The sequence below is a fragment of the Rhizobium sp. P43 genome (assembly GCF_056730705.1).
On record NZ_CM161539.1, the window covers coordinates 4,084,041 to 4,098,426 of the forward strand.

At 62.5% G+C, this 14,386-nt stretch carries 16 protein-coding genes; 9 read left to right on the forward strand and 7 right to left on the reverse strand.

Annotated features, from left to right (window positions below):
- Window positions 1-9: 9 nt before the first annotated feature.
- Together cobT and AC1PUL_RS20245 are read left to right on the forward strand one after the other, a co-directional pair.
- Window positions 10-1,905, forward strand: a complete 1,896-nt coding sequence (gene cobT / locus AC1PUL_RS20240; RefSeq protein WP_480465793.1) for a cobaltochelatase subunit CobT — start codon at window positions 10-12, stop codon at window positions 1,903-1,905.
- On the forward strand, window positions 1,898-2,929 hold the full coding sequence (locus AC1PUL_RS20245) for an esterase-like activity of phytase family protein (protein ID WP_480465794.1): 1,032 nt from the start codon (window positions 1,898-1,900) through the stop codon (window positions 2,927-2,929). The genes cobT and AC1PUL_RS20245 overlap by 8 nt, the downstream gene beginning before the upstream one ends.
- Window positions 2,930-3,273: 344 nt before the next feature.
- Here AC1PUL_RS20245 and AC1PUL_RS20250 read toward each other — a convergent pair whose 3' ends face one another.
- Window positions 3,274-3,912, reverse strand: coding sequence for a queuosine precursor transporter (locus tag AC1PUL_RS20250; RefSeq protein WP_480465795.1), 639 nt, complete (start codon window positions 3,910-3,912; stop codon window positions 3,274-3,276).
- Window positions 3,913-4,062: 150 nt separating this feature from the next.
- Window positions 4,063-4,347: a 50S ribosomal protein L28 gene (gene rpmB, locus AC1PUL_RS20255; protein ID WP_480465796.1), complete on the reverse strand. Its 285-nt coding sequence runs from the start codon at window positions 4,345-4,347 to the stop codon at window positions 4,063-4,065.
- Window positions 4,348-4,589: 242 nt separating this feature from the next.
- Here rpmB and AC1PUL_RS20260 point away from each other — a divergent pair, with 242 nt between their 5' ends.
- From AC1PUL_RS20260 to AC1PUL_RS20270, 3 genes are read left to right on the forward strand one after another with little or no spacing between them, the layout of a single operon-like run.
- On the forward strand, window positions 4,590-5,351 hold the full coding sequence (locus tag AC1PUL_RS20260; RefSeq protein WP_480465797.1) for a DUF3108 domain-containing protein: 762 nt from the start codon (window positions 4,590-4,592) through the stop codon (window positions 5,349-5,351).
- Window positions 5,352-5,384: 33 nt separating this feature from the next.
- Window positions 5,385-6,263, forward strand: a complete 879-nt coding sequence (gene yddG / locus AC1PUL_RS20265) for an aromatic amino acid exporter YddG (RefSeq protein ID WP_480465798.1) — start codon at window positions 5,385-5,387, stop codon at window positions 6,261-6,263.
- Window positions 6,264-6,274: 11 nt separating this feature from the next.
- A complete protein-coding gene (locus AC1PUL_RS20270) occupies window positions 6,275-6,928 on the forward strand; it encodes a lysoplasmalogenase family protein (RefSeq protein ID WP_480465799.1) in 654 nt (217 codons plus the stop codon).
- A gap of 7 nt (window positions 6,929-6,935) precedes the next feature.
- On the opposite strand, the gene AC1PUL_RS20275 is transcribed toward AC1PUL_RS20270, so the two are convergent.
- Entirely contained in the window at window positions 6,936-7,358 is a 423-nt protein-coding gene (locus AC1PUL_RS20275) for a cupin domain-containing protein (protein WP_480465800.1), read from the reverse strand.
- Complete coding sequence (gene gloB, locus AC1PUL_RS20280) at window positions 7,358-8,128, reverse strand: hydroxyacylglutathione hydrolase (RefSeq protein ID WP_480465801.1); 771 nt, start codon at window positions 8,126-8,128, stop codon at window positions 7,358-7,360. The genes AC1PUL_RS20275 and gloB overlap by 1 nt, the downstream gene beginning before the upstream one ends.
- A 90-nt stretch (window positions 8,129-8,218) precedes the next feature.
- Here gloB and AC1PUL_RS20285 point away from each other — a divergent pair, with 90 nt between their 5' ends.
- The 3 genes from AC1PUL_RS20285 to AC1PUL_RS20295 all read left to right on the forward strand — a co-directional run bounded on the left by AC1PUL_RS20285 (window position 8,219) and on the right by AC1PUL_RS20295 (window position 11,130).
- Window positions 8,219-8,971, forward strand: a complete 753-nt coding sequence (locus AC1PUL_RS20285) for a class I SAM-dependent methyltransferase (RefSeq protein ID WP_298460660.1) — start codon at window positions 8,219-8,221, stop codon at window positions 8,969-8,971.
- A gap of 132 nt (window positions 8,972-9,103) precedes the next feature.
- The gene (locus AC1PUL_RS20290) at window positions 9,104-10,207 is read left to right on the forward strand and encodes a pyridoxal phosphate-dependent aminotransferase (protein ID WP_480465802.1); all 1,104 of its coding nucleotides are present in this window, start codon (window positions 9,104-9,106) and stop codon (window positions 10,205-10,207) included.
- Window positions 10,207-11,130, forward strand: a complete 924-nt coding sequence (locus AC1PUL_RS20295; RefSeq protein WP_480465803.1) for a prephenate/arogenate dehydrogenase family protein — start codon at window positions 10,207-10,209, stop codon at window positions 11,128-11,130. The genes AC1PUL_RS20290 and AC1PUL_RS20295 overlap by 1 nt, the downstream gene beginning before the upstream one ends.
- 18 nt (window positions 11,131-11,148) lie before the next feature.
- Here the strand turns inward: AC1PUL_RS20295 and AC1PUL_RS20300 are convergent, their stop codons facing one another.
- Window positions 11,149-12,159, reverse strand: coding sequence for a DUF2125 domain-containing protein (locus tag AC1PUL_RS20300; protein ID WP_480465804.1), 1,011 nt, complete (start codon window positions 12,157-12,159; stop codon window positions 11,149-11,151).
- 50 nt (window positions 12,160-12,209) lie between these two features.
- On the opposite strand from AC1PUL_RS20300, the gene AC1PUL_RS20305 reads away from it, so the two are divergent.
- Entirely contained in the window at window positions 12,210-12,737 is a 528-nt protein-coding gene (locus AC1PUL_RS20305) for a gamma-glutamylcyclotransferase (RefSeq protein ID WP_480465805.1), read from the forward strand.
- 27 nt (window positions 12,738-12,764) lie between these two features.
- Here the strand turns inward: AC1PUL_RS20305 and AC1PUL_RS20310 are convergent, their stop codons facing one another.
- Window positions 12,765-13,547 (reverse strand): lysophospholipid acyltransferase family protein, encoded by a 783-nt coding sequence (locus AC1PUL_RS20310; protein ID WP_480465806.1) that lies wholly within the window; start codon window positions 13,545-13,547, stop codon window positions 12,765-12,767.
- Window positions 13,548-13,628: 81 nt separating this feature from the next.
- A complete protein-coding gene (locus tag AC1PUL_RS20315; RefSeq protein ID WP_480465807.1) occupies window positions 13,629-14,354 on the reverse strand; it encodes a YdcF family protein in 726 nt (241 codons plus the stop codon).
- Window positions 14,355-14,386: the final 32 nt, after the last annotated feature.

A 14,386-nucleotide genomic window follows, 5' to 3' on the forward strand; every position in this document is an offset into this window, starting at 1 on the left:
CTGACAAGCATGGCAGGGCGCGGCGACAATTCGAAGGCCAAGGCCGGCGGCGGGGTGGACATGGAGCCGATGCGCCGTGCGATCACCGGCTGCGTGCGCTCGATCGCGGGCGATCCGCAGGTCGAGGTCGCCTTTGCCAATGAGCGTCCGGGGCTTGCCGGTGAGCGGATCCGCCTGCCGGAGATCTCCAAGCGCCCGACCGCCCACGAACTCGCCGTGACCCGCGGTCTTGGCGACAGTATGGCGTTGAGGCTCGCCTGCCACGACCAGAAGATCCATGCGAGCATGGCACCGCAGGGTGCCGATGCGCGCGCCATCTTCGATGCGGTCGAGCAGGCGCGTGTGGAATTGCTCGGCTCGCTGCGCATGCCAGGCGTTGCCTCCAACATCCAGTCGATGAACACCGAGAAATATGCGAAAGCCAATTTCTCGACCATCAGCCGGCAGGAAGATGCGCCGATCGGCGAAGCCGTCGCCATGCTGGTGCGCGAAAAGCTGACCGGCCAGAAGGCGCCGGAAACCGCCGGCAAGGTGCTCGATCTCTGGCGTCCTTTCATCGAGGACAAGGCCGGTGCCGACCTCGACAATCTTGCCAATGTCATCGAAGACCAGCAGGCCTTCTCCCGGGTGATCCGCCACATGCTGTCGGCCATGGAAATGGCCGAGGACATGGGCGACGACCAGGAGCAGAGCGAAGACGAGCAGTCCACCGACGAGGAGCAGCCGCGCAGCGGCGAGCAGGACCAGGAGACCTCCGAAGAAGAGGCCGGCCAGGATTCCGCACCTGCAGAGGAAAGCGAAGCCTCGCAGGAACAGCTCGACGACGGCGAGATGGACGGTGCCGAGATCTCCGAAGAGGAGATGTCGGACGAGGGTGACGACGACAGCGAAACACCCGGCGAGATGCGTCGTCCGGCAACGCCCTTCGACGATTTCAACGAGAAGGTCGACTACAAGATCTTCACCCAGGAATTCGACGAGGAAATCACCGCCGAAGAGCTCTGCGACGAAGCCGAGCTCGACCGGCTGCGCGCCTTCCTCGACAAGCAGCTCGCCCATCTGCAGGGTGCCGTCGGTCGGCTTGCCAACCGCCTGCAGCGCCGCCTCATGGCGCAGCAGAATCGCTCCTGGGAATTCGATCTGGAAGAGGGGTACCTCGATCCGGCGCGTCTCACCCGCCTGATCATCGACCCGATGCAGCCGCTCTCCTTCAAGAAGGAGAAGGACACCAAGTTCCGCGATACCGTCGTGACGCTGGTCATCGACAATTCCGGCTCGATGCGCGGTCGCCCGATCACGGTTGCCGCCTCCTGCGCCGACATCCTTGCCCGCACGCTTGAACGCTGTGGCGTCAAGGTCGAGATCCTCGGCTTCACCACCAAGGCCTGGAAGGGCGGGCAGGGCCGTGAAAAGTGGCTCGCCAGTGGCAAGCCGCCGGCACCCGGTCGCCTCAACGATCTGCGCCATATCATCTACAAGTCTGCAGATGCGCCGTGGCGCCGGGCGCGCCGCAATCTCGGCCTGATGATGCGCGAGGGCTTGCTCAAGGAAAACATCGACGGCGAGGCGCTGATGTGGGCGCATAACCGCCTGATCGGCCGCCGCGAGCAGCGCAAGATCCTGATGATGATCTCGGACGGTGCGCCGGTCGACGATTCGACACTGTCGGTGAACCCAGGCAACTATCTCGAGCGGCATCTGCGTGCCGTCATCGACCAGATCGAGACGCGTTCGCCGGTCGAACTGCTGGCGATCGGCATCGGCCACGACGTCACGCGCTATTATCGCCGCGCCGTCACCATCGTCGATGCCGACGAACTGGCAGGCGCCATGACCGAGCAGCTCGCCTCGCTATTCGAGGAGCAGCCCTCCGGTGGCTCGGGTCGGACCCGCCTGCGTGCCTGAGCGGTCCACCTATCGGCGTCATCTTGGCCTGAGCGTCGCGCTCGTCGGCCTGCTTGCGCTCTCCGCCTGTACGCCGGCGACCATTCCTCCCGGACAGACGCTGTCCATCCCGGTCGAAAGCGACGTGATTGCGGAGCTTGGCGGCAATCCGACGCTCGCACCCGGCCTCACTTTCCTCGGCGGCATCGAGCTCTCCTCGTCCGAGCCGCTCTTCGGCGCCTTTTCTTCGGTCCGTTTCCTCGACGGCCAGCGCTTCATCGGCGTGTTCGACACGGGCTACTGGATCGAGGGGCATATTGCCCGCGATGCCGAGGGACGGCTTGCCGGCGTCGAAGCCGTGAAGCTTGCGCCGCTCCTCGATGCCTCCGGACGCGAAAGCCCGAGCAAGTTCTTCGCCGATGCGGAAAGTCTGGCGCTTGACGGTGATCGGGCTCTGGTCGGCTTCGAACAGCGTCATCGGGTGGTTGCCTATGCGCCTGTCAGCGATCTCGGCAAGGCCGTGCCGTCACAGCCGATCGCCTTCCCCTTCGATCTCGATGTCCTGCGCAGCAATGGCGGCTTCGAGGCGCTGGTCATGGCACCTGCCGACAGTGCGCTCCAAGGCGCGCTCGTGGCGATCTCCGAAAAGAGCTTCGACGAGAACGGCAACATCCATGCGGCAATCGTCGGCGGCCCGCTTGCGGGGGCCTTCAGCGTCCGCCCGCTTGATGAGTTCGACATCACCGATGCGACTTTCCTGCCCGCTGGCGATCTCCTGCTGCTCGAGCGTCGCTTCACCATTGCCAGGGGTGTCGGCATGCGCTTGCGCCGCATCGACGGAGCAAGCCTTAAAGCCGGTGCGGTGGTCGATGGCGAGATCCTGTTCGAGGCCAATTACCGCTCGCAGATCGACAACATGGAAGGCATCGACGCCATCCCCGAGCCGGACGGTTCCGTCCGTCTGATCGTCGTCTCCGATGACAATCATTCGATCCTGCAGCGAACCCTGATGCTGGAATTCCGGCTCGCCGCGCCGCAGACCTGATACCAAGTGTCGATGATAGGAACCGATAGCATGGCTTCTTGCGGGTCTCTGGCTAGGCGCGGCGCGCCGGGCGATGCTGTCGCATCGGCCAAGCGGCGCAACAACGCCAGGGGCCTGCAACAAGCCACCTTTGGTCGGCTTCCCGCCCGTTCTGGCGTCGTCGAGCTCCTTGACCGATGCGGCAGCATCGCTCTTCGGACCTCTCCTAGCCAGAAAGGGCGGTCGAGCCGATCCTATGGGTTCCTATCATCGACACTTGGTATGACACCCAAAAAGGCCGCAAACGCGAAACAGCCCCGGTTTCCCGAGGCTGCAGTCGTCTTTCCGTTCTGATCTCGGCCTGATCAGGCCGTGCGCGACGCGGTCGGCATCGGGCGCACCACACTCATCAGCGCGCCATAAGGCAGAAGCATGATCACACCGATCAGCATCTTCACGCCGAAGTCGGCGATCGCCCAGGAGATCCAGCGGGGCGCTTCTGCGCTCATCACGCCCAGGATCGGCGCGGCAGCAATGGCGAAATCGTCGTTCGGGCCAATGAAGCCGAAGGTTGGAGCGAAGCACAGCGAAAAGAAGATCGTCGTATCGAGCGCTGAACCCAGCAGTGAGCCGATCAGCGGTGCCTTCCACCAGGACTGCTGGCGCAGCCTGTTGAAGACGGAGATGTCGAGAAGCTGGCCGACCAGGAAGGCCGTGCCCGAGGCAACGGCGATGCGCGGGGTGGCAAGCAGGATCGACAGGAGAACGCCGGCGATGAAGCCGACCAGAACCACGCGGCGGGCCGCCTGCGGGCCGAACTGCCGGTTGGTCAGGTCGGTGACAAGGAAGGCGATCGGATAGGTGAAGGCGCCGAAGGTCAGGAGGTCGGCGAGATTGATGCCTGCCAGCATGCCGTTGACCGGGTACTGGACCAGGAAGTTCGAGGCGACCACGACGGTCGTCATCAGCAGGCTGTAGATAAGGAAATAGCGCTTGTTCAGCATTTTTTTATCCTGGGTGATGCCACCAGTTGGAGGAACGATACTATGTGCTGGAGGTGCATCGGGGCATCTGCCCGCCATGCTCACCTCAAACGAAAAGGCTTGCCCGGAGATCCGGCCAAGCCTTCCGAATGTCTAGTCCGTTGCTTGCGATTAGGCAGCAGACTTCTTGACGATCTGGCGGCGCAGCAGACGAGCGCGCATGCTCAGTTCGTTTTCCGAAGCCTTCAGAAGGAAGGCATCGAGACCACCGCGATGCTCAACGGAGCGCAGGGCAGCAGCCGAAACGCGCAGACGGAAACGCTGGTTCAGAGCGTCCGAGATCAGCGTGACGTCGCAGAGGTTCGGCAGGAACCGGCGCTTGGTCTTGTTGTTCGCGTGGCTGACGTTGTTGCCCGTCTGGACGCCCTTGCCGGTCAATTCGCAACTGCGGGACATGGTACACCTATTGTTTTTCTAGGCCATCGCATCGCTCCCGGCCAAATGCCGGCGAGGCAATCCAACAGCGTCTGATTGGAAAGTTGCGGTTCTATAGTCAGTGAGAACCGGCGCGTCAAGCCAAACCTTGGATTTTCCGGGCGGCCAGGACGGTCTAGGATATTTTCTTGCCACAGTCCACGGCGACACTGCATTCTCCATCGTGCCAGATTTCCGGCACCAACCTCTCAGGAGACGGCGTCTTGCGTTCCACAGGCCTTGCCCTTGCCTTCGTCGCCCTCATGCCCCTGGCCGCCGGAGCCACGGATTACCGATACGATACGAGTTATAGTGTTGCTCTCGGTATTCTGCCGATCGCCAGGATGACCTTCCAGACGGAAGTGGCTGCCGATCGCTACACGATTTCCGGTCAGTTCCATTCCTCCGGGCTCGTCGATATTGTGCGTGAAGTCGCAGCCGAGAGCACCGTCACCGGAACGCTGGCCGGCGGTCGCATGCAGCCCCAGCGTTACGCTCTGGATTACAAGAGTGGCAAACGGCAGCACACATACGAGGTGCTTTTCGCCGGTGGCAATGTCGTTGAGACAAAGGTCACGCCGGAGCGGCCGAAGCCGGATACCTGGGTGCCGGTCCAGCCCGCCGATCTGAAATCCGTGCTTGACCCGATCGGCGCCCTTTTGATTCCGGGTGACGCCGATGTGTGTGGCCAGACGCTGCCCGTCTATGACGGCGAAAGCCGCATGGATCTAGTTCTGTCCCCGAACCGCTCCGAAACGTTCTCGGCGGGCAATGCCGAAGGCGATGCCATCGTCTGTTCGGTGCGCTACGTGCCGAAGTCCGGATATCGCAAGGGGCGCAAGGATATCGAGTATCTGAAGTCGGTGACCGGAATGGAGATCTGGTTTGCCAAGACTGCGACGCTGCAGCTATATGCTCCTGTCTATGCGAAGATCCCGACGCGCTACGGGACGGTGCATGTGACCGCAGAAAAATTCGACGGATAGTGTTTGCGGGCATGCCCCGCATCAGGGGATTTCATGAAGACCAAGGCAACGCTGATCGGGTTCACCGCGATCCTGATGTGGTCCTTCCTCGCGCTGATGACGGCTGCGTCCGGCACCATGCCTCCCTTCCAGCTTTCAGCCATCACTTTTGCGATCGGCAGTCTGCCCGGCATTCTCCTGTTCATTGCCCGCCCCGAGCGGCTGAAGCAGCTGCGCCAGCCGCCGAAGGTCTGGCTTGCCGGTGTCGGCGGGCTGTTCGGCTATCACTTTCTCTACTTCACGGCCCTTCGCAACGCACCGGCTGTCGAGGCGGGCCTCATCGCCTATCTCTGGCCGCTCTTGATCGTCGTCGGCTCGGCGCTTCTGCCGGGTGAAAATCTCCGCTGGCATCATATCGTCGGTGCGCTTTGCGGTCTTGCCGGTACTGCGCTGATCGTCGGCAAGAACGGTTTCGCCTTCGATCCGGCCTATAGTCTCGGCTATTTCACCGCCTTCCTCTGCGCATTTACCTGGGCGGCCTATTCGCTGGTCAGCCGCAAGTTCGAGACGGTCTCGACCGATGTGGTGACCGGCTTCTGCCTCGCCACATCCATCCTGTCCTTCGTCTGCCACCTGGCGCTCGAAACCACCGTCTGGCCGGAGACCACCTCGCAATGGGCGGCCGTGATCGGGCTCGGACTTCTGCCTGTCGGGCTCGCCTTTTATGTCTGGGACTATGGCGTGAAGAATGGCGACATCCAGATTCTCGGCGCCTCCAGCTATGCGGCGCCGCTTTTGTCGACCCTGATTCTGATCATTTTTGGGTTTGGCGAGCTCAGCGTCAGAATTGGCCTGGCATGCCTGCTGATCACCGGTGGCGCTGTGCTCGCTGCTCGCGATATGGTCTTCCGAAACAAGCAACGGGCGACCTGACGGGAGATTGAATGACTGCTGCGACCGGTATCCTCTGGCTCTCGGTCGCGCTCGGTACCAGTTACCTCTGGATCCTGCCGCGGCAGAAGACCGTTTTCCGGGCTATCTGGAAGACGCTGCCCGTGCTGTTGCTGGCTCTTTACGCCTTCCTTTTCGGCGCCCATCCCCTTCTTGTCGTTGCGCTCGTTCTGGGCGCGCTGGGGGACTGGTCGCTGGCTTTCGAGGGAGATCGTGCGTTTGTCGGCGGGGTTGCCGCCTTCCTTTCCGCCCATGTCGCCTATGTAGCCCTGCTGCTGACCATGGCGGAATCCGAGATCGCTCTGGCTGAAACCTGGCGACTGGTCGCTGGCGCGCTTGTTGCGCTCCTGACGCTGGCCGTACTTGTTCGAATCTGGAAACCCGCCGGGCGACTGGCGCTGCCGATCGGCGTCTATGTTTTCCTGTTCATGGTGCTCGTCTGGCTGACGCTCGGCCTTCACAATCCGCTCGTCTTCATTGGAGCAACGCTATTCATCGTCTCCGATATCGTACTGACGATCCGGAAATACTGGACAGGGCCAGGTCATCCGATCGATGGCGCCGCTGCCTATTTCGTCTGGATCACTTATTTTGCGGCTCAGGTCATCCTGACCCTGACCCTGACCCTGACCCTCAGCGAAGCCTGACCCTTCCTCAACGTCCCGGTGCCCATCCGGGCGGAGCCATCTCGAAGACCGAGAAGTCGAAGCCGGGAGCCACGGTGCAGCCAACGAGGGTGAAATCACCGAGGCTTTCGGCTGCCTGCCATTCATCCGCGTCGATGATTGCCTGAGGTCTCTGACCGGATGCCAGATCTAGGCCCAGCACGACTGTCTCTTGCGTGACGCCGTCCTTGGAGCGATGCAGAGCGAGCGGTGCGCCGGCATAATAGTGCCAGGCCTCCGACGCATCTTTGACCTTGTGCCAATGAGAGCGTTCGCCGGCCTGCAGCAAATAGTAGATCGCCGTGGAATGGCCGCGCGGGCCGCCTTGTTCATCCCGGAAGGTCTGCACATACCAGCCGCCCTCGGGATGGCGCTGCATGCCGAGGGTCTCGATGATGTCCTTTGCCTGCATCAGAAGCTGTCCTTGCGCTTGCGAATCTCGGCGAAGACCTCTTCGTTCGCCACGTCCTTCATACCAAGCGTGCGGCGGATGTCGGGATCGCCGGCGCGCAGAAAGGGGTTGGTCTCCTTCTCCAGCCCGATCGTCGTCGGAATGGTAAAGTCGCCGCGCTTGCGCTGCATCTCGATCAGCTCCACGCGCGACTTCAGGCGGCTGTTCTCAGGATCGATGGTCAGCGCAAACCGCGCATTCGACAACGTGTATTCATGGCCGAAATAGACGATCGTCTCGTCGGGTAGGGCGGCCAGCTTCTGCAGTGAATGCCACATATCCATGGCCGAGCGCTCGAACAGGCGGCCGCAGCCCAGCGCAAACAGCGTGTCGGCGGCAAAGAGCAGCATGTCCTCAGGCAGGTGGTAGCAAATATGGCCTGCGGTGTGGCCCGGCGTCTCGATGACCCGTACCGGCCGGTTGCCGAAGGTGAATTCGTCGCCATCGCCGACGGTCCGGTCGATGCCGGGAATGGCTGCCGCCTCATTGCGGGGACCGATGATCTCGCAGCCGTATTTCTCCTTCAGCGCCAGATTGGCTTCGACATGGTCGCCATGATGGTGGGTGGTGAAGATATGGGTGATCGTCCAGCCGCGCTTCTCCGCCGCCTTGACGATCGGATCGAGTTCCGGCGCATCGATCGATGCCGTCTGACCGGTCTCCGGGCAATGGAGAAGTACGCCGAAGTTGTCACTTCGGCAGAGGAATACTTCGATCTGCAGTGATTTCATTGTTGGTCCGCTTTTTATGTCCCGCCTCGTTGTCGCGAATGTAGCCCCTCGCGGCTTGAACTCCAAGGATCGGCTGCTAACAATAAGTTCATGCATGTCGATATCGTCGATCTGAGGCAGTTCTATTACACGATGCTCGGTCGCGTGGCCGAGCAGTCGATTGCTCTGGCTCTTTCTTCCGTCTGGGCCCGCCTGCCACAGGAACGGCTGGTGGGGATCGGTTACTGCATTCCCTTTCTCGAACGCTTCCGCGCCGATACGGAGCGGACCATGGCTTTCATGCCGGCGGGGCAGGGTGCCGTGAACTGGCCAGTCGGTGAACCCTCGGCCACCGCGCTGGTCTTCGACGAGGAACTGCCGCTGCCCGACAGCTCGGTCGACCGGGTGCTGATGGTGCATTCGCTGGAATTTGCCGAAAACCCGCGCGAGACCTTGAAAGAGATCTGGCGGGTGCTTGCCCCGGGCGGACGACTGGTCATCGTCGTGCCGAACCGGCGTGGTGTGTGGGCGCGCATGGAGCATACGCCCTTCGGCTCCGGCCGGCCCTATTCGCGCAGCCAGCTGACGCTGTTGTTGCGGGAGACCAATTTCACCCCCGGCGCCTCGGCGGAAGCGCTGTTCTTCCCGCCGTCGAAAATCCGGGCGATCCTGCGGCTGCGGCGCGGTTTTGAGCGTCTCGGGCGCATCCTCTGGCCCGCCTTTTCCGGCGTCATCGTCGTCGAGGCGCAGAAGCGGCTCTATCAGGGGCTGCCGGTCGCCTCGCGTGCCTCACGCCGTGTCTTTGCGCCGGTGCTCGCCCCCCAGGGGGTTCCCACCACTCGAAACCTGCCGCCCAAACTCTGATCCCAATGTTGGCATGGCCGCTGCCGCGACAGGCTGCGGCGCTCGCCCGCCTCGACAAACGCAGGTTTCCGCAGTAATCCCAAGGCCATGCCTATGGGCGGCCTCTTGCCGCCTCTGTTCGGAACGAGCCTCATGAACGCCTCGATAAAGCCGGTACCCCGACCCGGGGTCATGGAGATCGCCGCCTATGTTCCGGGCAGGGAGCATGCGGGCGGTGTCGCACGCGTCTACAAGCTCTCCTCCAACGAGACACCGCTTGGTCCAAGCCCCAGGGCTACCGAAGCCTTTCAGGCTGCTGCCGGCAAGCTCGAGCTCTATCCCGACGGGCAGGCACGGGTGCTGCGCGATGCGATCGCCGAGGTGCACGGGCTGAACGCCGCCAACATCCTCTGCGGCAATGGTTCGGGCGAACTCTTGTCGCTGCTCGCCAATATCTATCTCGGTCCCGGCGACGAGGCCGTCATCACCGAGCATGGCTTCCTGCTCTACCGCATCCAGATCCTTGCGGCCGGCGGCACGCCGGTCACGGTTCCAGAGCGCGATCGGCGGGTCGATGTCGATGCGATCCTCGGCGCCATCACCGAGCGGACGAAGATCGTCTTCCTCACCAATCCCGGCAATCCGACGGGCACCTATGTGCCCTATGCGGATATCGCGCGCCTGCAGGCCGCCTTGCCACCGCATGTCATTCTCGTGCTCGATGCGGCCTATGCCGAATATGTCCGCCGCAACGATTACGAAGCCGGCATCGCGCTCGTCTCGGCCAACCGCAATGTCGTGATGACCCGCACCTTCGCCAAGGTTTACGGGCTTGCGGCGCTGCGCATCGGCTGGATCTACGGCCCCTTGGAGATCATCGATGCGATGAACCGGGTGCGCGGGCCGTTCAACATCAACACACCGGCGCTTTTCGCTGGCGCTGCGGCGATGCGCGATCAGGCGCATGTGGCGAAAGCCGTTGAGCACAATCAGGTCTGGCTTGCGCGTGTCTCGGAGGCGCTTGCAGCAATTGGCCTTGAGGTCACGCCGTCGGTCACCAATTTCATCCTGATCCACTTCCCCGACCGGGACGGAAAGCGCGCGGCCGATGCCGATCTCTTCCTGACTTCGCGCGGCTTCGTCTTGCGCGCCGTCGCGTCCTATGGTTTTCCCAATGCACTCCGCATGACGATCGGCAGCGAGGACGCCAATACCGGCGTGATCGCTGTCCTCACCGAATTCATGGAACGCACGTGATGTCTGAAATCCTGTTCAACCGCATCGCTCTGATCGGCATCGGCCTCATCGGCTCGTCGATCGCCCGCGACGTCAAGAAGCTCGGCCTGGCGAAGGATGTGGTCATCTCGACCCGCAGCCTCGACACGCTGAAGCGGGCGGAGGAACTGGAGCTCGGCACGGCCTATGTCGCTTCGGCTGCCGAGGCGGTCAAGGATGCCGACCTCGTCATCGTGTCCGTGCCGGTCGGTGCCTCTGAGGCGGTCGCCCAGCAGATCGCGCCGAACCTGAAACCCGGCGCCATCGTCACCGATGTCGGCTCGACCAAGGCTTCCGTCATCGCGCAGATGGCGCCGCATATGCCCGAAGGCGTGCATTTCATCCCCGGCCACCCGCTGGCGGGAACGGAAAAATCCGGCCCGGATGCCGGTTTTGCCGGTCTGTTCAAGGGCCGTTGGTGCATCTTCACCCCGCTCGAAGGCACGGATAGCCAAGCGCTTTCCCGTCTGCGTGGGTTCTGGGAGGCGCTCGGCTCGCGTTGCGACGAGATGGATCCGCAGCACCACGACAAGGTGCTCGCCATCGTCTCGCATCTGCCGCATATCATCGCCTACAACATCGTCGGCACGGCCGACGATCTGGAGACGGTCACGGAATCGGAAGTGATCAAGTATTCCGCCTCGGGCTTCCGCGATTTCACGCGTCTCGCGGCTTCCGATCCGACCATGTGGCGGGATGTCTGCCTGCACAACAAGGATGCGATCCTGGAAATGCTGGCGCGCTTTTCGGAAGACCTCGCCTATCTGCAGCGGGCGATCCGCTGGGGCGAGGGCGACAAGCTGTTCGAGCTGTTCTCGCGCACCCGCACCATTCGCCGCTCGATCGTGCAGGCCGGCCAGGATGTCGACGTGCCGGACTTCGGCCGTCACGCGCTCGACAAATGACCGTTCCCCGTCGCTTCTTCAGAGCGGCGGGATCTGGCCGAGCGGGATGAAACCGAGCATGGCCACGCCGTTTTCGATGCTAATCTCGGCTTCGCTGTCATCGCGACCGAAAGCGAGCGCTCGCAGCACATTGGCAACATTGTCGATCATGTCGGCCTGCTCGGGATAAGCCGTCTTCATGGCATCCCGCCAGGCGCCGATCTGCTCGATTTCCACCTTGATCCGACCGGAAACCAGTCCGTCGTCACCCACCTGGAAGGGGCCTGTGAGCGTCAGCACCCGGCCTTCGCCGAGATCGATGACCATGCGGCGGATCTCGCCCTTCGTACCGTAGAGCTTCTGCTCCTGCGCCACGCGCGGATCCAACAGGCCGCCCTTGTCGGCAAAGGTGGCGTCAAGGCTTGCGGAAATCGGCGGCAGGGCGATCCTGTTGCCGTCGAGCGAGACCGAGACGTCGCGCACCAGCGTCGCATAGTCGAGATTGCCTTCGTTCTGGCGGACATGCGACTGGGCGCTCGGGGCCGTCACCTGCAATTGCAGGCTAGAGACCGTTGAGGTCACCGTCGCATTCAGGCCTTCCATGACCAGCGAACTGCGCGAAAGGCCCGACAGGCCGATGCGGAAGCTCGACTGCATGTTGGTCCAGTCCAGCGCCGTGTTGAGGCCAAGCGCCGAGCGGATTTCTGCGGGTCCGTCCATCTCCCAGACGATATGGCCGGGATTGTAGATCTGGGCGGCTGCGCGCACGGGGCCGAAGGAGGCCGCGACACCCTGGAAATGATCGTCGAAGGCCAGTCCCGAGCAATTGAGGCGGAAGCGGAAGGGATAGCCGCCCATCGTCGCGTCCTCGCAGGTTGCCGTGATTCCGGCCGGATTTCCGCCGCCGAAGAAGGCCAGAATGCGCTTCTTCAGAAATTCCGCAGCGAAATACCACCCGACGCTATAGACAGCGATGACGAGGACGATCAAAACGCCGAGCCGAACAACCTTGCGGCTGATCGTGCTTTCGGGCGCGGTCGACATGGCCATGGGATGCTCCTCGTTGCGGTCACTTCACGTGTTTTGGATTGGCGTGGGATATGGACGAATTTTGGGTCTTTGGCTACGGCTCGCTGATGTGGAACCCCGGGTTTCCCTATGAGGAACGGGTGCTTGCCCGTCTCGGCGGTTATCGTCGATCACTCTGCGTGCGCTCCTATGTCCATCGTGGCACCGAGGAGCGGCCGGGTCTCGTGCTTGGCCTTGACCGCGGCGGCTCCTGCAAGGGCGTTGCTTTCCGTGTCCTTCCCTCCGACTGGCAGTCGACCGTCGACTATCTGCGCGAACGCGAGCTTGTCACCAGCGTCTATCTCGAACGGCAGGTCCGCACGACACTGGCCGACGGTCGCACCGTCCGGGCGCTCACCTACGTCATCGACCGGGCCCATCCACAATATGCGGGCGCCATCACGGTCGAGGAAGCGGCGCGGATCGTCGAAAGCGCCGTTGGCCGCTCGGGACCCAATCCCGTCTATGTCGCAAACACCGTTTCCCACATGCGCGAACTCGGTATCCGCGACCACTGGCTCGAAAGCGTTGCAGCCGCCATTGCGGTCGATCCGGCCTGAGGCCGGACCCTTCCTCGCCAAATGCGCTCAGAGCGCTCCGAGTTCCTTCAGCCGGTTGACGGCTGTCGGCGGCAGGGGCAGATGCGGGTTTTCCTTGGCCGTCTTCACCAGAAGCTCGTCGCTGACTGCTTCCAGCTGCGTCATCAATGTCTCGTGGAAAACATCCGGATCGAGGCCCGGTTGAATCGGTGGCAGGATGCGTACGGTGAAATGGCCGGGAAAGCGCAGGAACTTGCGGCGCGGCCAGAACAGGCCGGGATGCATGGCGACCGGCACGACCGGGACATTGATGTCGCGGTACAGGCGGGCGATGCCGTATTTGTAGTCCGGGGGCGCGCCCGGCGGACGGCGCGTGCCTTCGGGATAGATGATCAGCTGACGGCCATTGGCCATTTCCATCTTGGTGCGCTCGATCACCTGGGCCATCACCTTGCCCTTGGCGCCGCGATTGACCGGGATCATCCGCTGCTTGGCGACATACCAGCCGAAGATCGGGATCCACATCAGCTCGCGCTTGAGGATGTAGACCGGATCGTCCAGCCAGGGCAGCAGCGCGTAGGTGTCCCAGAAGGACTGATGCTTCGGCGCCAGAATGTAGCCGCCTTCGGGAATGTTCTCGAGCCCCTCGACGGTGAAGGTCGTGCCGACGATCTTTTCCATCAGCCAGTGGTTCGCGCGCGCCCAATCCTTCGGCACGAAGAAAGCCTTCTTGCGGGGCAGCAGGAAGTAGATCGGAAACAGCACGATCATCCGGATGATCATGTTGGCATAGAAGGCGGTGTTGAAGATGACGGAACGCAAGGCAATCATGATGTGGGGCTCTCGAGGGCGGGCGAAGACGTGCTTAGAGGAAAAGTCCCGTGAGCAAAAGCGCTCACATGCGCTGAAGCGTCAGGAGCTGCGGCCAGATTCGGTGATTTCGCCTTCCGGACGCAGGCCCTGATCCCGGCTCCAGCCTGTCAGGCCCCTGAGATAGGCGATGACGGTCTTGCCATATTCGGCGAGCATGGTGCGCATCGCGTCCGGCTCGCTGTACCAGGCGCGGGTTTTCAGATCCGCATTCACCACGGGGTAGCCGATGAACTGCGTGTCCGGATCGCTGCGGCGAAGTTCCATCAGGCTGCGGGCAAGATGGTAGTTGCTGGTGACGACGAGAACGGACTTGTAGCCCTTGTCACGGATCCAGATCGCCGTCTCGTTGGCATTGCCGATCGTGTCGATGGCGCCGTAACCGATGTCGACGCAGCATGCGAAAAGGTCGGGTGAGGTGCGTGTGGTCTTGCGGATCTGGCTTGCCGTGGTTGCCGGGTTGACGCCCGAAATCAGCAGGCGCTCGCCATAGCCACGCTTCAAAAGATCGATCGCCTGTTCGATGCGCTGGTATCCACCCGTGAGAACGACGATCGCATCGGCCTTCGCCGTCTCGGGCGGACGCATGCTGGTGACCGAATCAGCAAAGATCAAAAAGCCGGCGACGAGCACAGCAATGCAGAGGATGACCACCATGCCGCCATAGCGCAAAGCCCTGCGAATCAAGCCGTTTCGCGCAAACAGGCCGCCGCCCGAACGGGGCCGGCCGCCGTCACGCAACGGTTGATTTGGCGTCATGCGATCCATGCTCATTGCCCGTGAATAGCCGGGATTTCTCA